Source organism: Scardovia inopinata JCM 12537 (genome assembly GCF_001042695.1).
GTDB lineage: Bacteria > Actinomycetota > Actinomycetes > Actinomycetales > Bifidobacteriaceae > Scardovia > Scardovia inopinata.
In genome coordinates this window covers 1251157-1273721 of sequence record NZ_AP012334.1, presented here as the reverse complement: position 1 = coordinate 1273721, position 22565 = coordinate 1251157, and the positions used below count along the sequence as shown (strand labels likewise).

Annotated in this window: 16 protein-coding genes and 1 pseudogene; 11 read left to right on the top strand and 6 right to left on the bottom strand. The window is 48.2% G+C overall.

Annotated features, from left to right (window positions below):
- Nucleotides 1-117: 117 nt before the first annotated feature.
- Together SCIP_RS05165 and SCIP_RS05160 are read right to left on the bottom strand one after the other, a co-directional pair.
- Nucleotides 118-1200 carry an AAA family ATPase gene (locus SCIP_RS05165; RefSeq protein WP_006293770.1) on the bottom strand — a complete coding sequence of 361 codons (1083 nt, stop codon included), beginning with the start codon at nt 1198-1200 and terminating at the stop codon, nt 118-120.
- A gap of 60 nt (nt 1201-1260) precedes the next feature.
- Nucleotides 1261-1953: a uracil-DNA glycosylase gene (locus SCIP_RS05160; protein WP_171821057.1), complete on the bottom strand. Its 693-nt coding sequence runs from the start codon at nt 1951-1953 to the stop codon at nt 1261-1263.
- A 124-nt stretch (nt 1954-2077) separates the two neighbouring features.
- Between SCIP_RS05160 and SCIP_RS05155 the strand changes: the two genes are divergently transcribed.
- The 3 genes from SCIP_RS05155 to groL all read left to right on the top strand — a co-directional run bounded on the left by SCIP_RS05155 (nt 2078) and on the right by groL (nt 5048).
- Nucleotides 2078-2716 carry a LytR C-terminal domain-containing protein gene (locus tag SCIP_RS05155; RefSeq protein WP_006293772.1) on the top strand — a complete coding sequence of 213 codons (639 nt, stop codon included), beginning with the start codon at nt 2078-2080 and terminating at the stop codon, nt 2714-2716.
- A 267-nt stretch (nt 2717-2983) separates the two neighbouring features.
- The gene (locus SCIP_RS07960) at nt 2984-3316 is read left to right on the top strand and encodes a hypothetical protein (protein WP_144427351.1); all 333 of its coding nucleotides are present in this window, start codon (nt 2984-2986) and stop codon (nt 3314-3316) included.
- Nucleotides 3317-3431: 115 nt separating this feature from the next.
- Complete coding sequence (groL, locus tag SCIP_RS05150; RefSeq protein ID WP_006293773.1) at nt 3432-5048, top strand: chaperonin GroEL; 1617 nt, start codon at nt 3432-3434, stop codon at nt 5046-5048.
- Nucleotides 5049-5217: 169 nt separating this feature from the next.
- Here the strand turns inward: groL and SCIP_RS05145 are convergent, their stop codons facing one another.
- Nucleotides 5218-5508, bottom strand: a complete 291-nt coding sequence (locus SCIP_RS05145) for a WXG100 family type VII secretion target (RefSeq protein WP_006293774.1) — start codon at nt 5506-5508, stop codon at nt 5218-5220.
- Nucleotides 5509-5862: 354 nt separating this feature from the next.
- Here SCIP_RS05145 and SCIP_RS05140 point away from each other — a divergent pair, with 354 nt between their 5' ends.
- From SCIP_RS05140 to SCIP_RS05125, 4 genes are all read left to right on the top strand, one after another.
- A complete protein-coding gene (locus SCIP_RS05140) occupies nt 5863-6612 on the top strand; it encodes a response regulator transcription factor (RefSeq protein WP_006293775.1) in 750 nt (249 codons plus the stop codon).
- Nucleotides 6612-9041 (top strand): HAMP domain-containing sensor histidine kinase, encoded by a 2430-nt coding sequence (locus SCIP_RS08330; RefSeq protein ID WP_231288073.1) that lies wholly within the window; start codon nt 6612-6614, stop codon nt 9039-9041. The genes SCIP_RS05140 and SCIP_RS08330 overlap by 1 nt, the downstream gene beginning before the upstream one ends.
- A gap of 66 nt (nt 9042-9107) precedes the next feature.
- Nucleotides 9108-9497, top strand: a complete 390-nt coding sequence (locus SCIP_RS05130; protein WP_006293777.1) for a cold-shock protein — start codon at nt 9108-9110, stop codon at nt 9495-9497.
- Nucleotides 9498-9518: 21 nt separating this feature from the next.
- Nucleotides 9519-10559 (top strand): DUF3027 domain-containing protein, encoded by a 1041-nt coding sequence (locus tag SCIP_RS05125; protein ID WP_006293778.1) that lies wholly within the window; start codon nt 9519-9521, stop codon nt 10557-10559.
- Here the strand turns inward: SCIP_RS05125 and SCIP_RS05120 are convergent.
- Entirely contained in the window at nt 10533-11456 is a 924-nt protein-coding gene (locus SCIP_RS05120) for a universal stress protein (RefSeq protein ID WP_006293779.1), read from the bottom strand. The genes SCIP_RS05125 and SCIP_RS05120 overlap by 27 nt on opposite strands.
- Nucleotides 11457-11728: 272 nt before the next feature.
- On the opposite strand from SCIP_RS05120, the gene SCIP_RS05115 reads away from it, so the two are divergent.
- From SCIP_RS05115 to SCIP_RS05100, 4 genes and pseudogenes are all read left to right on the top strand, one after another.
- Nucleotides 11729-14377 carry an ATP-dependent Clp protease ATP-binding subunit gene (locus SCIP_RS05115; protein WP_006293780.1) on the top strand — a complete coding sequence of 883 codons (2649 nt, stop codon included), beginning with the start codon at nt 11729-11731 and terminating at the stop codon, nt 14375-14377.
- A gap of 932 nt (nt 14378-15309) precedes the next feature.
- Nucleotides 15310-16287: pseudogene (locus tag SCIP_RS05110) on the top strand (threonine aldolase family protein).
- A 378-nt stretch (nt 16288-16665) separates the two neighbouring features.
- Entirely contained in the window at nt 16666-17721 is a 1056-nt protein-coding gene (locus tag SCIP_RS05105; protein WP_231288075.1) for a branched-chain amino acid aminotransferase, read from the top strand.
- Between the two features lie 698 nt (nt 17722-18419).
- Nucleotides 18420-20240 (top strand): ATP-binding cassette domain-containing protein, encoded by a 1821-nt coding sequence (locus tag SCIP_RS05100; RefSeq protein ID WP_231288077.1) that lies wholly within the window; start codon nt 18420-18422, stop codon nt 20238-20240.
- A gap of 95 nt (nt 20241-20335) precedes the next feature.
- Here the strand turns inward: SCIP_RS05100 and SCIP_RS05095 are convergent, their stop codons facing one another.
- Complete coding sequence (locus SCIP_RS05095; protein WP_006293783.1) at nt 20336-21703, bottom strand: FtsX-like permease family protein; 1368 nt, start codon at nt 21701-21703, stop codon at nt 20336-20338.
- Nucleotides 21700-22473, bottom strand: a complete 774-nt coding sequence (locus SCIP_RS05090; protein ID WP_006293784.1) for an ABC transporter ATP-binding protein — start codon at nt 22471-22473, stop codon at nt 21700-21702. The genes SCIP_RS05095 and SCIP_RS05090 overlap by 4 nt, the downstream gene beginning before the upstream one ends.
- Nucleotides 22474-22565 lie beyond the last annotated feature (92 nt).

The following is a 22565-nucleotide window of genomic DNA, read 5'->3' as shown; positions in this document are numbered from 1 at the left end:
GGTAAAAAATTGTTGACAAACTTTAAAGAACCATAAATTCCTGCAACCTCTTATCCCTGTTGTCTCTTATCTTCTGCTGAATCTCCTGCTGAAACTAACAGGGATAAGGAACAAAAACTAGGGAACAGGAACAGTTTCCACAATAGAATCAATAATCTGATCGCTGGTTACACCGTCAGCCAGGGCCTCGAAGGTCATGAGAATCCGGTGGCGCAAAACATCATGGGCGTAGGCCTTCACGTCTTCAGGAATCACATAATCTCGGCCGCTGAGCAGGGCCTGAGCCTGAGCTACCCTCATCAGAGCAATGGAGGCACGGGGGCTTGCGCCAAGGCGGACCAGGGTAGATAAACCATTGATGGGGTGAGAGCCGGCCCCCCGGCTTGTTGCGACAATATCAACAATATATTCCTTGACTGCATCGGAAATATGAACTTTTCTGGCGTTTTGCCTTAAATAGGCCACATCATCCAGAGAAATAGTCTTACTCGGATCGCTGTCTGTAGGGGGAACGTCACTTCCTCTGTCTGATAGCATGGTCAGAATATCAACTTCCTGCTGATCAGTGGGGTAGGTCATAACAGTTTTCATGGTGAAGCGGTCCATTTGAGCCTCAGGTAGGGCGTAGGTTCCTTCTTCTTCAATGGGATTTTGTGTGGCAATGACCATAAAGGGATGGGGTAGAGAAATCCGCTCACCACCAATTGTTGTAGCCCCCTCAGCCATGGCTTCCAGCATGGCAGACTGGGTTTTGGCGCTGGACCTGTTGATCTCATCCAGAAGAACGATATTGGCATTAATGGGACCAATTTGAGTAATCATCTTCTGTGAAGCAAAATCAAAAATTTGGGTACCAATCAGATCTGAAGGCATCAAGTCGGGAGTGCATTGAATCCGTTTAAAAGATCCTGAAACGCAGGAAGCAAGAATGCGTGCAGCTGTTGTTTTTGCCAGACCAGGAACAGACTCAATCAGAATGTGTCCGCCGGCTACCAGAGTGATGATGAGGGATTCTCTCAGATCTTCCTGGCCTACTAAGCCCTGGGCAAAACGAGCCCGCATCCTGTCGGCAAGTTCTTTGCAGTGGCGGGCTTCCTCTGCTCCCAGAGTCGAGTCCTGATCGGACTGGGCAGAATTAGGGTTAGCAGAAGGGATAGTTTCCTGATTTTGGCTATCATCATGCGAAGCGAATAAATCCATAAATAAGATTCTATCTGCTGTTATTGACGGTTTCTGAGAAAGGACTAGAAAATTCCTTTTTTAGGGGAGGTCCCATCTTACTGGTTTTGCCCCCATCTGCTCCAGGTAAGCATTGGTACGGGAAAAAGGCCGGGAGCCGAAGAACCCCCTGTTAGCAGACAGGGGACTGGGGTGAGCTGATTTGATGATGGCGGCATGGGTGAGCAAGGGCTCCAGAGACTGGGCGTTACGCCCCCAGAGAATTGCTACCAGAGGGAGCGGTTTTCCATCCTGATCAAGCCGGTTGTTAAGGACCCGGATAGCCTGCTCGGTTATCTGCTCCCATCCCTTTCCTTGATGACTATTGGGAGCTCCTGCCCGAACAGTCAGGGACCTGTTTAGAAGCATAACCCCCTGATCTACCCAGGGAGTCAGATCACCGTTTGAGGGCTGGGGAACCTGCATATCGTCGACCAGCTCTTTATATATGTTTCGCAGGCTGCCGGGCAGGGGATCCACATCTGGGGCTACGCAGAAGCTGAGTCCTACAGGATGGCCCGGAGTAGGGTAAGGATCCTGACCCACAATAAGGACCTTGACCTGGGCCAGGGGGAGCTGGAAAGCCCGAAAAATATTATTACTGGAAGGCAGGGTGGGATGTCCCTGGGCATGCTCCTGCCGCAGAAAGTCTCCCATAGCCCTAATCTGTGGCTCTACTGGTTTCAGTCCTTCTGCCCAGGCAGGATCCATGATTTGGTCGAGGGGTTTGCGCACTGCTGAAGTAGTCATAGAACCATCATACATTTTTGCAAACATATTGTGGCGATTTAGTATGCCATGCGGACCGCACTGGCAGAGACATTATAAACTCACTGTGTATATATGATGAGGAGGATTTATGACATCCGGCAGTAATCGCGACAATATGTCCATCCAGGATGAATTCACCAGGTCGGCAGGGACTCCTGGGGGAGCGCATCGGGGCCGTAAGAGCCTTGCTGTTCGTCTGCGTCCATATCTTCTTGTGGTTCTGGTTGCCGTTTGCTGCGCCTTGCTTCTCTGGGCATGGATGACTGGGAAGATAGGCGGTCACCAGATGAATTCCTATAACCAGGCAGGTATCTCTACTTCTGCTTCTCAGACGAAATCTTCGGCGAAGACTAACACCCAGGCTTCTTCAAAGAAAAGCGAGTCATCTTCTTCTGCATCTTCTTCGGCTTCTTCATCTCCCTCGCAGTCTTCGTCATCTTCCTCCTCTTCTCCGACTGTGGATAAAACCATACAAGTCATTGTTTACAACGGAGGATATACAGCAGGATTAGCTGCAAGCAACCAAAGCAAACTGACGCAGGCTGGCTACTCTAATGTCAGCGCTCAAAATCCTGCTAACCGCAGTACTCTTCCCTCCGTAGCAACTGTTTGGTATAAAGGTCCTGAAAACAAGGCAACTGCTGAAGATATTGCCCGTACCCTAGGTATATCCAACGTTGTGGAGGTGTCCTCGATTTCTTCCCCTATCGCCGTTATCGTTCGCTAACCTGACAACAGAGTCTTGTATAGCGCTAGTAGATTTATTTTTTGTGCTATACGTACTTTTGAGTCTTCAGACGGATGCGACCCACCAATCATGACTTATTGACTTATAGGGAACAAAGGAGTGCTATGGCTGACCAGATGATTTTAACAAGGCAAAAATGGCTTAATTCTACTTTATAAAGAGAAGCATGGTTTTAATTCTGCTGCTGAGGACGGGAAAACTGGTTGGGGAACAATACATGCTCTTACTTGTGCACTGCACATTGAAATGGGAATTTCTGAGCCTTCGGATAATTTTGGTCCGTCACCAACATCAAAATATTCTGCGGATCCTCTCAAAGTTACCGATACAAAGTCAAATAAAAAGTATATTGTGAGCGATCACAAAGGCGGCGTAATAATTAAATATTACTGTGCATTAAAAACGTATGGTCGTATACCTCCTGATTATCAAACTTGGTTTAATTCTCAAGAATCATTTACTGATTGGAATTCTAATGGAAGTTCGCTTGTTAAGGCGCCGTATGTGTCAGTCACGCTGGAAGCTTATTTTTCAAGGCGTTTCGTAAAAAAGTTGGCACTCGGTCAGGGAGAGTGCTAAGGTCGGTTTTAGCACTCGGAACATGAGAGTGATAATTCGATAGCTGACGGTCGGGTAATCACGGTCATGAACGAGTGGTGACGTACAGCCATTGTTCATAACAAAAGAGGATAGTATGGCAAAAATTATTAAATATGATGAAGAAGCCCGCCAGGGTATGCTTGAAGGCCTGGATGAGTTGGCTAATACCGTCAAGGTAACATTGGGGCCTCGCGGTCGTAATGTTGTTCTCGACAAGACCTATGGAGCTCCCACCATTACTAATGATGGTGTATCCATTGCTAAGGAAATTGATCTGGAAGATCCTTATGCCCGCATTGGTGCTGAGCTGGTCAAGGAAGTTGCCAAGAAGACAGACGATGTTGCCGGCGATGGAACGACTACTGCTACGGTTTTGGCCCAGTCTCTGGTCCATGAAGGGCTGAGGAATGTGACAGCAGGTTCAAATCCTATTGCCCTGCGCCGCGGCATTGAGAAGGCTTCAGATGCAATTGTAGAGCGCCTGTTGTCTAACGCTAAGCCTGTTGAAACTAAGGAACAGATTGCTGCTACAGCTACTATTTCTGCCGGGGATCCTGAGGTTGGCGACAAGATTGCCGAAGCTCTGGACAAGGTGGGACAAGATGGTGTAGTCACCGTTGAAGACAACAATAAGTTCGGTCTAGATTTGGAATTCACCGAAGGAATGCGTTTCGACAAGGGTTATATTTCCCCTTACTTTGTAACCAACGCAGATGAGCAGACAGCAGTACTGGAAGATCCCTACATTCTTTTGACTTCCGGCAAGGTTTCCAGCCAGCAGGATATTGTTCACATTGCTGAGTTGGTCATGAAGTCAGGCAAGCCTTTGCTGATCGTTGCTGAGGACGTTGATGGAGAGGCTCTGCCCACCCTGGTTCTCAACAAGATTCGCGGTACTTTCAACACCGTAGCTGTCAAGGCTCCTGGTTTTGGTGATCGCCGCAAGGCTATGCTGCAGGATATGGCAATCCTCACCGGTGCACAGGTTGTATCCGATGAGCTGGGTCTGAAGCTGGATTCTATCGATGATACTGTCTTCGGACATGCTTCCAAGGTTATTGTTTCCAAGGATGAAACCACCATCGTATCTGGAGCAGGCTCCAAGGAAGATGTTGCTGCCCGGGTCGCTCAGATTCGTTCTGAAATTGAAGATTCTGATTCCGACTATGATCGTGAGAAGCTTCAGGAACGCTTGGCTAAGTTGGCTGGCGGCGTTGCTGTTATCAAGGTAGGAGCAGCTACCGAGGTAGAAGCGAAAGAGCGCAAGCATCGCATTGAGGATGCTGTCCGCAACGCTAAGGCTGCTATCGAAGAAGGTCTTCTTCCTGGAGGTGGTGTTGCCCTGGTCCAGGCAGCTGCAGACGTTCAGAAGAATGTTAAGCTGGAAGGTGATGAAGCAACTGGTGCTGATATTGTTTTCCGCGCTATTGAAGCTCCTCTCAAGCAGATTGCCCAGAACGCAGGTTTCTCCGGCGAGGTAGTCATTGACAAGGTTCGCACCCTGCCTGCTGGAAGCGGTCTGAATGCAGCCACAGGTGAGTACGAAGATCTCCTGTCCGCTGGTGTAACTGATCCTGTTAAGGTAACACGTTCTGCCCTGCAGAATGCAGCCTCAATCGCTGGTCTCTTCCTGACCACTGAGGCTGTAGTTGCCAACAAGCCAGAGCCGCCGGCCCCAGCCGCTGCCCCTAACCCGGACATGGGCTACTAAAATAAATTCCTCATAGATTCCTATAAATTCCTCTTAGCGAATTAACCGGAATTTACCGGAATTAATTGGGCGGCGGACCTTCATATCAAGGTCCGCCGCTTTGTATTTTTCCTTTAGTGTTTTCCTTTTTTATTCTTTAGTGAAAATTCTTTATTAAAATCACCTACGATTATTGAGCAAATAGGTGCTGTGCATCTGTTTCTGCCTGGGCATAGGCAGCGGAGGCCCGGCTCATCGATCGCTGAATACTCTGCAGAGACTGCTCCATTTGTTGCTGAGCAGATCTCCATTGTTCCATGACTCCGGTGAATTTTGTTGCAGCTGCTCCGTGCCAGCTGGACTGAAGATCCTGCAGATTAGCATACATGGTGCTTACTGCCTGTCTTATCTGAGCAGCTGATGAATTTACTGCCGCCCCTGCAGATTGGAGCCTGTCTGAATCAACTTTGTATGTTGCCATGTTTTCCTAACTTTCGTTTATCCTTTGTTTTTCTTTTCTATTGGTGTTTTTGTCAGGCGGTCATTTTATTCACTTACTTTATTCAGTAATTTTTTCTTATGGCCGCCGGTTTGCACGATAGTTTTTCTCATAAACAGTTCTTCCTTACAACAGTGCCCGAAGTTGTGGCTAAAGGTCTGTGTAAGCATCTGTCTTAAAACTTCGTGCAGTGATAATAGTAAAAGAAAAAGAACCAGAGCCGAAGAAAAAACACCCATGTGGTCGAATGTGGAAAACACGCTTTATCATGGAAAAAATAACGAAAGAAAAGGGTAATTCTCAGTTAACCATCAGGAAATTAGTTAGAATAGAGGTATGACTAGAACACCTGAAGCAACCATTGTAGTGGTAGATGATGAGCCTTCCATCCGGGATCTGGTATCAGCGAGCCTGCACTTTTCCGGATTTGATGTGACAACGGCCACCAACGGAACTGAGGCAATAGATGTTATTATGCAGACTAATCCTGACTTGATTGTCATGGATGTTATGCTGCCTGATATCGATGGTTTTACTGTTACCAGACGCATACGGCAGCAGGGCATGGAAGCTCCGGTTCTCTTTTTGACCGCTCGCGATGATACCCAGGACAAGGTCATGGGCCTGACCGTCGGAGGGGACGATTATGTGACCAAGCCTTTCAGCCTGGAAGAGGTTGTGGCTAGAATCCGTGCAATCCTGCGCCGAACAAAGGAGCAGGCTGAAGATGATCCTATCATTCGTGTGGCAGATCTGGAAATTAACGAGGATTCCCACGATGTTACCCGTCATGGAATGCTGATCGATTTGAGCCCGACGGAGTATAAACTTCTACGGTACCTGATGGATAACGAGGGCAGGGTTCTGTCCAAGGCTCAGATCCTCGATCATGTCTGGCAATATGACTGGGGCGGAGATGCAGCTATCGTTGAATCTTATATTTCCTATCTGCGCAAAAAGATTGATGGTGTTGTTTATACAGACGATGAAGGCAATGAGCAAAAAGTTGCACCCATTATTCAGACCAAGCGCGGTATGGGCTATATGATCCGTGCTCCCCGTGAACAGGCTACCTTTGCCCGGTAATGGACACTCATACATCAGAAACGTCCGGGAAACAGTCCAGGCACAAGCCCCAGGCTGTTTCCCGTTTTTCTCGCTGGCGGGATAAGCATCGGCTCCGCGCCAGTTATATCCCTTTGACAGCAAAGCTAACCACTCTGGTTTTCCTGATCATCATGATTGCTGGGATTTTTATGACTTTTGCTGCTCACCAGCTGGTCTATGCTGCTCTTATGGATCAAACGAACACCCAGTTGATTCAAGAGGCAGAATCGGTGAGAAAAAATGTTGCCCTGATTCAGCGGCAGGCTTCCCGGAGAGAAAATATATTCAATCGTCAGGGCTTCTCTGACAGTACGGATAGTTCTGATTCGACTGCCAGCAAGAGAGAGACCCAGCAGGCCTTGAATGATTTTCTGGAAGCGCAGGGAACAAACGGACCCACAGATTATTTTATGCAGATTCGGGATGCTCAATATCGTATCCTGGCCACCCCCTTTACTTCTATTGCCAGCAATAATCTAATCTCCATTCCCCGCTTGTCATCGTCTTCCTTCATTGTCAGCCAGGTTCCGCTTGATGGGGAAGCAGTAATAGTCCCTGCCAGAGTTACGGTACTGAACAAAAAGTATGATCAAGCTGCCTACGTTCGTGCTTCAACGGATTGGTTGGTACGGGCAATCAGCATTCCAGATCCTGACACCGGCGAGACTCAGTATGTGGTTTATATTGCCAAATCACTCTATTGGGTCAATGATGCTGTCAGCCGGATTGTGCGATACTTCATTATTGTTGATGTTGCTGTTATTATCTGCGGTGCCCTCCTGGCTCTTTTGTCCATTCGTCAGGCGCTGAAACCCTTGAAACGCATTGAAAAAACGGCTGCTCAGATCGCCGCAGGAGATCTGTCTCAGCGTGTTCCTGCCGCTCCGACTAACACAGAAATTGGTTCCCTGTCTTCTTCTCTCAATGCCATGCTTTCCAGAATCGAAGGAAGCTTCAAGAAACAGGAAGAAACAACTGAACAGATGAAGCGTTTTGTCTCTGACGCCAGCCATGAACTCAGGACCCCTTTGGCTGCCATACATGGCTATGCAGAACTTTATAAGATGCAGAGGGATACTCCCGGTGCCCTGGAACGGGCTGATACAGCCATCGATCATATTGAGACTTCATCCACCCGTATGTCAAGTCTGGTGGAGGCCCTCTTATCTCTGGCCCGTCTGGATGAAGGCAGGGGAATCGATCTGGGTCAGAAAATGAGGCTGGATCAGATCATCAAGGAAGCTGCTGAAGATCTTCATGCTTTAGATCCTCAGCGGACTATCACCCTGGGTCGAGTTGCGGTAGACCAAACTTCCATGTTGTCGCAAATTGCAGCAGTTGCAGCTGGAACAAGCGTATCAGCCTCGGCAGAGCCCGAGAATTCAGATGACGACCAGACTGATTTTGCTGACAGATTCTCTCGGACTGCCCGCTCCTCCCAAGATTCTCGCTTTTCCCAGGACGCCCGGTCCTATCAGCCGGTCAGAAGGGGTATTGACAAGACCGGTGCTAATAAGACAAACAAGACCGGAGAAAAAGGCAAGGCTGGCGGGAAAGGAAAGACAGGAGACAAAAGCAGGGGCAGAAACCAGAATTGGGGGAGGGGCCATAATCTTAGCCATACTCTTAATGGTAATCTTTCCCGCGGTTTCGCTAGAAAAAATACTGCCTCCTCTGCTGACACTCACCAGCAGACTTTAGCTGTTCCTGTAGAAAAACGTCTGTCTATTGTCCCTGGAACCGTTCCCGAAGTAAGCGTCGGGGGAGATCCCACCAGAATCAGACAGGTAGTGACGAATATTATTGGCAATATTCACCGCTACACTCCTGCCGATTCTCCGGTAGAAATTGGGGTTTCCCTGGTCAAAGCTGTTACTTCGTCAGCTGATTTGAGTAAGTATGATCCTTCCTCTTCCACGCTTGCTGCTTTCCTGGAAGATGTCGCTGTGGCTAAGAAAACCAACTCTGGTCGTGAATTCGCTATCATTCATGTGAGCGATCACGGTCCTGGGGTGAATTCTGAAAAGATGACGAAAATTTTTGAGCGTTTCTATACGACTGACCCTTCCAGAGCCAGGCAAAAAGGAGGAAGCGGACTGGGAATGTCCATCGCCTTGGCTGTGGTTAAGGCCCATCATGGCTTTATCTGTGCGACGACCACCCCGGGGGGAGGACTGAGTTTTACAATCATCATTCCTTCTTCCCAAACCCGCATGTTCCTTGATAATACTGCTGGTTCCGATCAGCCTCACACGTCAGTGGAAGATGCACGGAAGAATCGCCAGGCGCAAAAACGGCGCAGAAAGCAGGAACAGCACCAGCAAGAGCAGATTAGGCAAATTGTTTACAAGCCATTCGATAAGCGGGAAACTGATAAAGCAGGACAGGATAATTCTTCTCAGCAGTGAAACTCTCAAACGTGGGGTAGAATTTGGGTAGCTATTGTTTGGGAAAATGAATATGAGGTGTGCACTATGCCTAGTGGAAAGATTCGGTGGTTTGATGCCAAGAAAGGTTATGGCTTTATTACCAGCGATGATGGTGAGGATGTCTTCCTGCCGAAGACAGCTCTGCCAGCAGGGATTAGTAAACTGCGCAAGGGAGCCAAGGTTGAGTTCTCACGAATCGATAGCCGGCGGGGCCCCCAGGCTATGGATCTGGTAGTTGTTGGTCCTGCTCCTTCTGTTGTCAAAGCAACCAGGCCCAAGGCTGATGATATGGCTGTGATTGTGGAGGACCTTATCAAGCTGCTGGATTCGGCTGGCAACAGTTTGCGCAGGCACCGCTATCCTTCGACCAAAGAATCCCATAAGCTGGCAACTATGCTTAGGGCGGTTGCCGATAATTTCGATGTTCAGGATTAGTTTCCCAAGAGTGCGGTTATAATGGCAGAAAATCAGGTACACACGAGTCACGTCACCCCCAGCCAGGAAGCAGAGGATCTGGCCAGGCAGGTTGCTTTAGAAATGGCTGAAGAGCCGGAAGACGTAGGTGATTTTGTTTCAGCCCAGCTGGTGGGGGAAAACCTGTATGATTATCGCTTTGCCTCCCATATTACCGGCTATGAAGGCTGGCAGTGGTCTGTTACCGTTTATCACGATCAAGATGCTGACCGATGGACAGTCGATGAATCTTCTCTGATACCTACAGGAGAATCTCTTCTCGCCCCCGAGTGGATACCCTGGAAAGACAGGATTTTGCCTGAAGATCTGTCTCCTACTGATGTGTTGGGGACCGCTGAAGATGATTCGCGCTTAGAGGAGGGAGTGACTGATATTTCAGCTGAAACCCGCCCCCTCCATACCGACCGGCCTGCCAACGAGTCTGAACGTGACCTAAATCCTGAGCACAGCCCGCAGCAGGATCGTGAGCAGCAAACGAGTTCCGATTCGGAATCGACATCCACTACATCTCGGGAAGACGTTCTTGATGCAGTCGATACTTTCAGGCTCTCCTGCCGTCATGTGATGACTGCCCAGGCTAAAGGAGAGACCGCCAAGAGATGGCATAATGGTCCTCACGGCCCCAAATCCATGTCAACTCAAACCGCAGGGGGCAATGTTTGCCAGTCGTGTGCTTTTTTTATCCCTCTTCAGGGACAACTGGGAACCATGTTTGGGGTTTGCGCTAACAAATGGAGCCAAGACGATGGTAGGGTTGTTTCTTTGGATCATGGCTGCGGCAGTCATTCTGAAATTGAGCCACCTGATCCTACCCCTCTCTGGGTTCAGTCGGAGCCCCGAGTTGATGATGATGTAGACAGCATCGAAATCATCCCCCAAACTCAGCGCGATGAAAACTCGCAGGTCGAGCTCATCGAAGAATCTTCGCAGACCCCAGAGGAAGAGTCTGATGAGATCACAACCGAGGCTGCTCTGGAATCAGCAGAACCAGATGAGTTAATGAACGATAGTAAGCGGGCATAAACTGCTGTCTATCAACTGTTTACTGACCGATCCCAATACAAAGGCATCCAAGCCTGTTAATCCTCGAGAACCAACAATAAGACGGCGGGCTGTGGCCGATCCATCGGTGAGACCTTTGACAGCTTCAGCGTGGACAGCCTGGCCTTCCACGTGCAGGTCTGCCGGTAAATGAGCTGCCTCAATAATGTCCCTGACAATTTTATTGGCGTAGTCGTGGGCTTCTTCTTTGCTGGGGATGGCGTGTGTTCTGTCCGACAGCTCTCCCAAACTTTTCATTTTCCAGCAATAGAGAACTTTCAGGCTACAACCAGTGCGGGCTGCTTCGGATGCAGCGAATTTCAAAGCCCGTCCTGAGACTGAGGATCCATCAATTCCCACTAGGATTGATGGGGACCCTGTAGCTTCTTGAGTATGCGTATGAGCCTGTGTTTTTGTCTGATCTGGCTGCAGATGCTGGCCTCGTACAACTGTCACGGGAACAGTGGCCTGGTCTATGAGGGAATCAGAAATCGATCCTAAAAACCATCGGGCTAAACGGCTTAGGGACCGACGGCCAACAACAATCTGCTGGGCGTTCTGTCCTAGCTCTAGAAGGGCAGTCGAGCCTGCTGCATGGACGGAAGTTTTTTCTAGGTGAGAACGATCAAAGTCAAGTCCGGCGCTGGCCTTGGCAACCCATTCATCCAGCTCTAAGGAAATAATTTTATGCAGTCTTTCCCATTCTTCATCTGTCTGCGGACGCTCTCCCATGTCCCAGGACTGAGTCCATCCATAGACTGCATTAACCTTCTGTCCAGTTAAGGAAGCTTCTGTTAAAGCCCAGCGCAGAGCTCCAAACGACTCTTGTGAACCATCGACTCCTACTACAAGATCTGCTGTTTTTTGTTCGTTTGCCATCGTTGTCTCCCGAATCATCCACAAGAACTTATACTTAATACTCTTACAGTGTAGCGCATTTCGATTGTTTCCGCCCAGGCGTTCCATGAATCTGCCCACTCTGCCCATTCTGCCAAGGTCCTGTACCTTTCAACCAATAGTTGAGTCGGTTTGGCGCAACTTTTGCGTCATGGGCTGAATTCAGGTGGATTTGGGATTATGGGTCAGACAGAATCTGTATAGTTAACTGTAGATATTTCGTCATGAGATACCGGAAATAAGAGGAATAATTTATGTTCGAACGGTTTACAGACAGAGCCAGGCGCGTTATTGTCCTGGCGCAGGAAGAAGCCCGGTCGCTCAAACACAATTATATTGGTACTGAGCACCTTCTCCTTGGCCTTATCCGCGAGGGTGAGGGCGTTGCTGCCAAGGCGCTCGCCTCTAAAGGGGTAGAGCTTGATGCTACCCGACAGCAAGTGGAAGAGATGATCGGCAAAGGATCGGCTGCTCCTACCGGTCATATACCTTTTACCCCTCATGCTCGGCAAGTGCTGGAGCTTTCTTTGAGGGAAGCTCTGCAGCTGGGGCACAGTTATATTGGTACTGAGCATGTTCTTTTGGGCCTTATCCGCGAGGGTGAGGGCGTGGGAACTCAGGTTCTGGTCAAGATGGGTGTGGATGTTGCTGATCTGAGGACCAGCGTAATCGATGCAATCCGCGATACCAGTGCTGACGCCTCCAAGAATGATATGACAAATGCCGGCGGTATAACAGATAAGTCAGCCAAGAGTGGTTCCTCTCTGTTGGATCAGTTTGGCCGCAATCTTACCGAAGAAGCTCGCGAAGGCAAGCTTGATCCGGTGATAGGCCGCAGCAATGAGATTGAACGGGTTATGGTTATTCTTTCCCGCCGCACCAAGAACAATCCTGTCCTGATTGGTGAGCCTGGCGTGGGGAAGACTGCTGTAGTTGAAGGTCTGGCTCAGAAAATTGTTGCTGGCGATGTCCCAGAGACCTTAAAAGATAAGCAGGTTTATGCTTTGGACCTAGGCTCTATGATTGCTGGTTCCCGCTATCGTGGTGATTTTGAGGAGCGTCTGAAGAAGGTTTTCAAGGAGATCAAAACTCGTGGCGATATTGTTCTCTTCATCGATGAAATCCATACCATAGTAGGGGCTGGCTCTGCTGATGGGGCAATGGGGGCTTCTGATATGCTGAAGCCTTTGCTGGCCAGGGGCGAGCTCCAAACCATTGGTGCAACCACTACCGATGAATACCGCAAATACATCGAAAAAGATGCTGCCCTGGAACGGCGTTTCCAGCCCATACAAGTTGCTGAGCCAACTATCGCTGAAACCATTGAAATTCTTAAGGGTCTGCGTAAAAAGTACGAAGATCATCATCATGTGACCATTACCGATGCTGCCATTCAATCTGCTGCCGAGCTGTCTGCCCGGTATATTCAGGACCGTAATCTTCCAGACAAGGCCATCGATCTGATCGATGAGGCCGGCGCACGTCTGAGAATTAAACGCCTGACCGCCCCCAGTGCTTTAAAGGAGCTGGATGTCAAGGTTGCAAAAGTAAAGGCCGATAAGGATAAGGCTATTGCCGATCAGGACTTTGAGAAGGCTGCTTCTCTGCGTGATGCTCAGGAGAAGCTGGAGCAGGAGCGCAAGGATAAGGAAAAGTCCTGGCGTGAGGGTGAGTCTGATGTATCCATGGTGGTTGATGAAGATACCATTGCTCATGTGATTTCTTCGGCTACCGGAATACCTGTTTTCAAGCTGACGGAGACTGAATCCAAGAAGCTGTTGAATATGGAGGCCGAACTTCATAAGCGGGTTATTGGTCAGGATGAAGCTGTTGAAGCCCTGTCCCGGTCCATTCGCCGTGCCCGCGTTGGGCTCAAGGACCCCAAGCGTCCTTCCGGTTCTTTCATATTCGCTGGTCCTACTGGTGTTGGAAAGACAGAGTTGGCAAAGGCTTTGGCTGAGTATCTCTTTGATGATGAAGACGCCCTTATCCGGGTGGATATGTCGGAGTTCGGCGAGAAGTACTCAACCTCTCGTCTTTTCGGAGCTCCTCCAGGATATGTGGGTTATGAAGAGGGTGGCGAACTGACCGAAAAGGTTCGGCGCAAACCTTTCTCTGTTATTCTCTTCGATGAGATTGAAAAAGCTCATCCTGACATTTTCAATACCCTGCTGCAGGTATTGGATGATGGACATTTGACCGATGGGCAGGGCCGCAAGGTTGATTTCAAGAACACCATCATTATTATGACGACAAATCTGGGGACCAATAAGATTGCCCAGAGTCAAAGCACCGGCTTCAACCTAGGCGGTAACACGGAAACCAGTTATCAGCGAATGAAGGATCAGGTACAGAGCGAGCTCAAGGAGCAGTTCCGTCCGGAGTTCCTCAATCGTCTGGATGACATCATTGTTTTCAAGCAGCTGACGGAATCTCAGGTTCGGCAGATTGTGGAGCTGGATGTTAAGGCCCTCAACGATCGCCTCTTCGAACGGCACATGTCTATGGAACTGACCGATGCTGCCAAGGATTTGCTGGCAGAAAAGGGATTCGACCCTCTGTTGGGAGCTCGTCCTTTGCGCCGTGTTATTCAACGCGACATTGAAGATGCCATCTCGGAAGAAATTCTCATGGGTAAAATTCGCGAGAATGAGCAGATTGTTGTGAATGCTGAAGGTGAAGGAATTCTTGGCGAATTTACCTTCAGCAGCCACCCCTATGAGGTTGGCGGTCCCGATGGAGATGGTACTGATGGAGATTCAGCCCAGGCTGCGGAACCGCTTCCGGTGGGAGCCGAGGTGAATTCTGCTCCCGCTTCTTCTGATTCTTCTTTTGATTCTTCGGATTCTGCTGAAGCAACTGGTCAGGCCGCCTCCTCAGAATCAGGACCAGTGAGTGAGTGATCAGTGGAGGAGTAAGGAGGCAAGGGCACATTTTGCCATCGGTCCTGAGGATATTTCTTTTCCTTGAATAGAAGATCGTGAGGCAGATGCAGTAGATGCAGTTCTTCTTGAGGGGGAGGTTAACTGGAAAGCCAGTTAACCTCCCCTTTTTTTGATCTATTCTCTTGTCGTCTTATTCTTTTGATTTACTCTTTTGGATTATTTGTTCGTTGAATTCTTTCGATGTATTTCGATGTATTCTTTTTGTCTTACCTGTCCTCCTGGATCACCATTGTTGCTGGGTTGTCTTCTTTCCCTACTGAATTAGTGAATTAAGGAACTAGTGAATTAATGTGAATTAATGAACTAATTGAAACAACGAACGACTGAAATGGACTACTGAACCTTACAAAATACGGTTGTCGGTGCTTATGCCATGGCCTTCGATGCCCCTCAACAGCCCCTCAATGCCTCTCAATGGTCTCCCAACAATCCCTGATGCTTCGTGCAAATTGTCTCGTTTCATCAGTTGATTCAAAGTAATCCATGAATCTGCATGCAGAATGCATTCGGAATAGCATCAGAATATTCTCTATGTTTGTTTGCTACTTATCTACCCCTCACCCAACTGCAAAGGGAAAAATGGAAAAACGCTAAATTAAGCCATTTTGATTTTTTTACTATGCAGTTGGGTGAGGGGTAGATAAGTAGAATGCTGTGCTTATTTCTTTCTTTATATAATCCTTATATGATTCTTAGTAATTTTTATTCTATTCTGGTTCTTTCCACACATTTTGTATAATTTCGTTGTAGAGATCTGACTGACGAAGCCGAAAAAGAAGAAATAAAGTAACAAGTAATCGATAAAAATACAATTTAGTCTCTATGCTTTTTACAATGAGGAATAAAACTAATAAAAGTTAAAACGCAGCAACAAATCGGAAAGAAAAACAATGATTTCGTTTGAGAATGATTATTCAGAAGGGGCGCATCCCAAGATTTTGGAGAAATTGGCCCAGACAAATATGATCCAAGAACCGGGGTATGGGGCTGACTCTTTTACTAAGAGTGCGATTGACAAAATCAGGAAAGCAACCGGCCTTCCTGAGGCGGAGATTACTTTTCTTGTGGGAGGAACGCAAACTAACCAGGTAGTTATTGATACCATGTTGGATGATTTCGGAGGAGTGCTGGCAGCAGAGACGGCGCATATTAATATGCATGAAGCCGGAGCGATTGAGTTTTCCGGGCACAAAGTCCTCCCTGCCCAGCGTTGAGGGCAAAGTTGACCCCCGGGATGTATCCACGTACCTTGAAAATTTTTACAGGGATGTAAATCACGAGCATATGGTTTTCCCACAGATGCTTTTTATCTCATATCCCACCGAGTATGGGACAATCTACAGCAAAGCTGAATTGGAAGAGCTGCGTTCTGTCTGCGATCGTTTTGATATTAGTCTATATATTGATGGAGCACGCCTGGGCTATGGTTTGGCGAGTGATCAGGCCGATCTTACCCTGGAAGATATTGCTCGCTTATGCGATGTTTTCTACATTGGAGGCACTAAGATAGGGGCTTTATGTGGAGAGGCAGTCGTTTTTACTAAGAAAAATAGGCCAGCTCACTTTGATACCAGAGTCAAGCAGCATGGGGCCTTACTGGCAAAAGGCCGCCTGCTTGGGTTGATGTTTGACCAGCTTTTTACGGACGATCTTTACTTTCATATTAGCCGTCATGCTGATCGTATGGCGCAGAAAATGAAGCAAGGCTTTCTTGACAAGGGGTACAGGCTTTTTTTGATTCACCCACGAATCAGCAATTCGTGGTGATGGATAGGCAAAAGGCGCGGGAGTTAGCTCAGACCATCCGCTTCAGTGTTTGGGAACATTACAACAAGGATCAGATGGTTATACGGTTCGTCACTTCCTAGGCAAGCCAGCCGGAACAGGTTGACGCCTTGCTGTCAGTTCTTTGATTGTGCTCCATAGGAGGCTTTTTATAGTACCTTTATAGTATGCCTTTGTAGATTTATGCCTTGGTGATCCTTTATAGTCTCTTATAATTCCCTTTGGTTTATAGCCTCTTATAATCCTTCATACTCCTTCATACTCCTTTATTGATAGTCCTTGTGAATTTCCTTTTGACGGTTTAGTTTGCTAAAAATTAGGGCATTTGTCCGTTATGTGAGACTGGTCCTGTGAATTATCTGTTTTTTCAAAAAAAGATGACTATGTCGCGTCTATAATAAACATAACCACTAACTGTGGTATGGCTCTGAGAGCTAAACATAATAATTATAATTCACAATGTGAAAGAGGTGGCAACCATGGAAAAGAAAAATCTTGACTGGGCTAATCTCGGTTTTGCATACATGCCGACTGATAAACGGTATGTTGCCAATTATACGGCAGAAACCGGAGGATGGGACGGCGGCCAGCTCATTGATGATGCCACTATCACCATGAGTGAATGCGCTGGTGTGCTTCAGTATTCGCAATCGGTTTTTGAGGGGCTGAAGGCATATACCACGAAAGATGGTCATATAGTATGTTTCCGGCCGGATATGAATGCTCAGCGCATGTATGATTCAGCGAAGCGTATTGAAATACCGCCTCTGCCAATGGAGCAATTTGTAGATTCCATTCATAAGGTGGTTGAAGCTAATGCAGCCTGGGTCCCTCCTTTTGGGACGGGGGCGACTCTTTATATTCGTCCTTATATCTTTGGAATTAGCCCGGTTATTGGCGTACAGCCAGCAGAAAATTACCAGTACCGCGTTTTTGTTACTCCGGTTGGGCCGTATTTTAAGGGCGGCGCCAAGCCAATTTATGTGCGCGTATCTGATTATGACCGTGCTGCTCCGCATGGGACAGGTAATATCAAGGCAGGTCTGAATTATGCTATGAGCCTTCACGCCATTGTGGAAGCGCATAAGGAAGGATTCGCCGAGAATATTTATCTCGATCCTGGTACACGTACCAAGGTGGAAGAGACAGGCGGGGCAAACATTCTCTTTGTCGATCAGGATGATCATCTGGTTGTTCCTCAGTCTGATTCCATTCTTCCTTCCATTACCCGGCGCAGTCTGGTGTATGTGGCTGAGAAGTATCTTGGTATGACCGTTGATCAGCGCGAAGTATACTTTGATGAAGTCCGTCAGGGAAAGTTCAAAGAGTGCGGGCTGTGCGGAACGGCAGCCGTGATTTCTCCTATAGGACGTATCAATGATCATGGAACTGATATAAATTTTGCATCCGGAATGGAGAAAATGGGTCCCTGGATGACTAAATTACGTGAAACTCTGGTTGGAATTCAGTCGGGAGAAATCGAGGCTCCAGAAGGCTGGATTCATCGAGTTCTGTAAATCTGCAAAGAGGTCTGCGTACCGCGACGGCTTTTTAGCTAAGATTAGCCAGGATTGTCTTGGCGATGGCTGTTATGCGTAGGCGTTGCATAAAAAGCATATATCAATATAAGATCAATATAATTAGTATAATGAGGGCTTCTCCACATTGGGGAAGCCCTTCTTGGTTTGCGTGATCTGAAATATTTATCCACATATACTGTTAGAATGACGATTATGCTTAGGTAAAGATATGTGGTCAGCCCTGCTGAGAAACTGCCAGCGGAGAATGTATATACGCAAATACATAGGTGAGTAACAGCCAGAGGTAAGCGACTAAGTCAGGCATATTCATTAAAAGATGTCCTGCAAAGCGACGGACAAGTGCCCTTATCTGAATCCAACTTTATTCAATTTCCTCTAAGTATGTGCTGTATTCTCATGGTGGAATTTATCATTTCTCAGATCTCAGGGAGCATCAAGAATAAATCCGATAACAAATTTGAGAATGAGTGGGATATCAAAGTAAAAATTAAAAAAAATGAGGAAAAATGACTGAAGAAAATAAAAATAAAAGCGAAAATAAATGCAAAAATAAAAGCGCCGTGATGAGTAGGAAGTCAGTGCAAAACGATAAAACGCCAGCAAGCAGTAAAGCATCAGTTTTTAAGGGTTTAGGGCACCGATTCCTTTCTATTCTGCGATCCTGTTCCTGGAGTATGAAAACGACAGCCCGGGTTGCGCCTATGCCTTTAGCTTCGCTTTTTATTATCAGCTGTATCACCGGAATCATCCCCGGAGCCCAGACCATGATGGTAAGGTCGCTGACAGATTCTCTTATTAAGGGTCATAGAGAGCAGGCTTTTATGTGGGCTTCGGTTGTAGGCGTCTTCGTTTCACTCAATATGGGGACGACTATGCTGATGCAGGCCTGCAACCTTTTTATCGGAGATCGCTTGAGGGCTGCCTGCTTTAGTATGGTGAATTCTACGATAGCATCGGTGAATCCGGTAGAACTGACCCGCAACCGGAAAGCAGAGGAGGCACGTCAGGCCAGAGAGGCCATCCACAATGCGGCAATAACATCCCAGCCAACTGCCGTGTCCTCCTTGTTCTCAGCGGTGGTTGTATGTATATTTTTAACTGTTCCCATCTGGAGGATCAGTCCTTTAGCTGCGATTTTAGTTGTACTTTCCATGTTCCCTATCACATTGGCGGCGGCCATTGTTGCCAATGTTGAATCAAAGATTTGGCCTTCTCTGATGAAAAAGAATCGTAGGGCTGAATACTGCGAAAATCAGATTACATATGAGCAGCAAGCACATGAATTGGCACAACTTCAAGGTCGTGGCTATGTGGCAGACCTAGCGAATGAGAAGCGGCAAGAATTTCTTAAGGGTAGTCTCTATCTTGATTTTGTATACATGTGGGGAATAATTATAGCCTGCATTATAGATATTATATTGATCGTTGGCGCGATTACAGCACTAATTAGCAATAATGCTGGTCCTGCTGTTGTGTCCGGAGTTTTGATTGGTGTGATCTCCGGAATGGTTAATATGGCTAATCTGGGATTTAACCTGGGAAATATGGCAAAAGACTCAGTCTCGATTGAGGCTTTTATTAATTTTGTAGAAGGCAAGCAACCTAAAGAAAGACAACCTAAAGAAAAGCAACCCAAAGGCAAGCTGGCTGCTGGGTCTGCTTTCTCTGCAAGATCTGCTTCTCCTGTAGATTCCAGGTTGACCGAGAAATCATCCTTGGAAAGCAAGTCTTTGATCCTTCCTCAGGATGCATACTCTCTGCGTCTGGAAGATCTTACTGTGACCTACGAAGGAAAGAAGGAACCGGCCGTATCTGGAATCAATCTGGAAGCCAGCCGAGGAGAGACCATCGCTCTGGTTGGCAGGAATGGTGCTGGTAAAACAACGACTTTGCAGTCGATGCTGGGATTAGTGGCGGTTGACAGCGGCCGCCTGCTTCTGAATGGGACTGATATTTCAGGAGAGGATTTTAATCAAAGGATTTCACATTTCGCCGTAATGCCACAGGAATATAACCGATTTGAATTTACCATTCGTGATAGTTTGCAGTTGGGACTTGAACGGTGGAGCGTCAGCGACAAGCAGATGTGGCGAGCCTTGCAGGCAGTTGAGGAAGATGGTCTGGTCAGCAAGCTTCCTCAGGGACTGGATACTCAGCTGGGAGCCGAATGGGGAGGTGTCGGCCTGTCCGGTGGTGAATGGCAACGTTTGGCACTAGCCAGGATGATGCTGCGACCTGCCGCAATCCGAATTCTGGATGAGCCGACCAGCAATGTGGATTCGCAGTCTGAGGAGATGATTTATTCCACTCTTGCCCGCGACGGCAGAGATCATATCACTATTTTGGTGTCGCACCGAGCTTGGACTCTGCAAAAGGTAGATCGGATCTATGTTTTCCGGGAAGGCCATATTGTGGAGACCGGTTCTTACCGAGATTTGAGTAAGGATGGAACGTATTTTTCGCAGCTTTTTGATTACCAGTTGAATCAAGGGTGATGTCTTCCTTCGGAAAGGATTGGTGCCCCAGGCTGAGACAGATCGGGCTAGGCTGGGACAGCCCGGGGCCAGGCTGAGACAGCCCCGGGAATCAATCAGTCATCCTGTCTGACCAGCTGCTTGGTGACCTGCCGGGAAGCTAGGCGAGAAGCCAGGCCGCCGACAATGACCAGGGACAGGCAGGCGGTAACCATGAGTACATACGACAATAGGAAGCCAGATGACATCATGAGGCCGGCCCCGGCTGTGCTCAGAATCAGGAGGCCGCAGCCCGCTGATATGAGACTCACAATCAAGAGGGGAGCAACTGTTTCAACTCGCCGCGCCTGGTCGAGCATAGAGTGATCGGCCCCTTCCATTGTCAAACTGAGGTAGTGATCTTTCTGGTCATAAACCATGGCTGATTGAGTGACCATAGCAGAAACTGCTGCCAGCAAAGCAACAAAGGCAAGGGTGAGCTTTCCTCCGGTGCCTATATCTGCCAAATAAATCCTGGAAGCAGCAGACTGCTTGCCCATACCCTGAGACATTACGGAGGAGGCAGCGGCAATGGCGCAGACAAAAATTGCAAGACCAACCCCGGCACTGGATCTCCAGGCGCGCTTGGGATTGTCAATAATCCTGCGTAACCCTATCAGGTGAGCAGCATTCCGGGGGTGACGAACACGGAGTCGGGCCCAGACGCTGATTATCCACGGACCTACCAGGTTAAGCGCCCCAACAACAGCAGAAAATCCTATAAAAATAGTTGCTAAAACTGCAACAATGCCGATTTGCGAACCAAAGCGGCTGGAAAAGAGAATCATAACAATGATGACAATGAGAATTCCTGCAATCAGCCGAGTTTTGCTCAGGCCACGGGCGCGGGTTCTCATGCTCACTCCCAGGGGGCTGACATTGACCCTGCGCAGGGAAATCCAGGCAGACATCAGGCAGATAAGAGTAACGGCAGCAACAGCGGACAGCATGAGGGGGAAACCTACCCACAGCTGGCTAAAGGTGAAGGGCAGACCTTGAAAAACCAGAAGGCGGACCAGGGGGATGGCACACACATAAAGGAGACAACCGCACAGAGAGCCTGTCAGGGCTTGTGCCGTACTATCTGCCAGCGCAAGGAGGGTTGTTTGGGTCTGAGTTGCCCCAATAAGACGGAGGATTGCTAGTTTCTGGTCTCGCCGCCTGAGGGTTAGTCGTGCTGCCTGTGCGGACAAGGTGGCTAAAGGTGCAATAATCAGGCCCAGGGCAACGGTGGCAAGTAATATGTATTCGTTTGTATACTGGATGGTTTCAGCATCGTGGAAGAGGATGTGAGCGTTGGCGTTCCTGATCCAGAAGGCATGAAAGCCGCCGACGACAGTCAGGCAGACCCCAACCGAAACGGTAAAGGCAATTATGGCAAGCAGGGAAATGCGCTTATCATCTTTGGAAGAGCGCATGAGCCAGGAAAGAGTGCGAAAATTCATGAAATAATCCTTCCATCCTGCATGTGAATACAGTTCTGGCAGAAATTGGCTACATGGGGGTCATGAGTGACGACTATCAGGCTGGCCCCGGATTTAGCGCACCAGGAGGTAAGAAGAGTAATAACCCGTTCACCCGTGGCCTGATCCAAAGCGCCGGTGGGCTCATCAGCAAATACAACCGAAGGATTAATGATCAGTGCCCTAGCTATGGCAACTCTCTGCCTTTGTCCTCCGCTCATTTCTCCGGGTCTGTGGGATTCCATGGACTGCAGACCGACTCTGGCCAGCCAGTCATGGGCCTGCGGAATTGCCTTCTCATAGGAGAGGCCGGAAAGCATGAGGGGAAGGGCAACATTTTCCTCGGCGCTCAGTTCGTCAATCAGCTGACCGGATTGAAAAACAAATCCAAAATCCTTCCGTCGTAGGATGGTACGGCTGGAATCGGGCATAGTGGACAGATCCTGCATCTTGTAGAGGACTCGTCCCTGGCTTGGTTCCTGGATCCCAGCAAGAGTATGAAGCAGGGTAGTTTTCCCAGACCCTGATGGTCCCATGATAGATAGACTGCTGCCGGGCAGGATTTGAAGATTGATATCGGTCAGGGCTCTAACTTGGGTAGCAATGGGATTCACCCCTGCCTCTGCGGTCTTTTTTCTGGCCCTTTTTCTCTCTGATAGGCTATTTTCATGGTTCTGATCCTCCAGGAAATAGTCGACAGTCAGATTTTGCGCAATGAGAACTGGCGCCAGTTCTTCTTTTATGTGGTACATCTGCTCTTTCTCTTTCTTTTAATGGAAATTTCAGTAGCAGTCGATATTGTAGGGGAAATTCGCACTGACATCTATGGGGGATTACCCTGAAT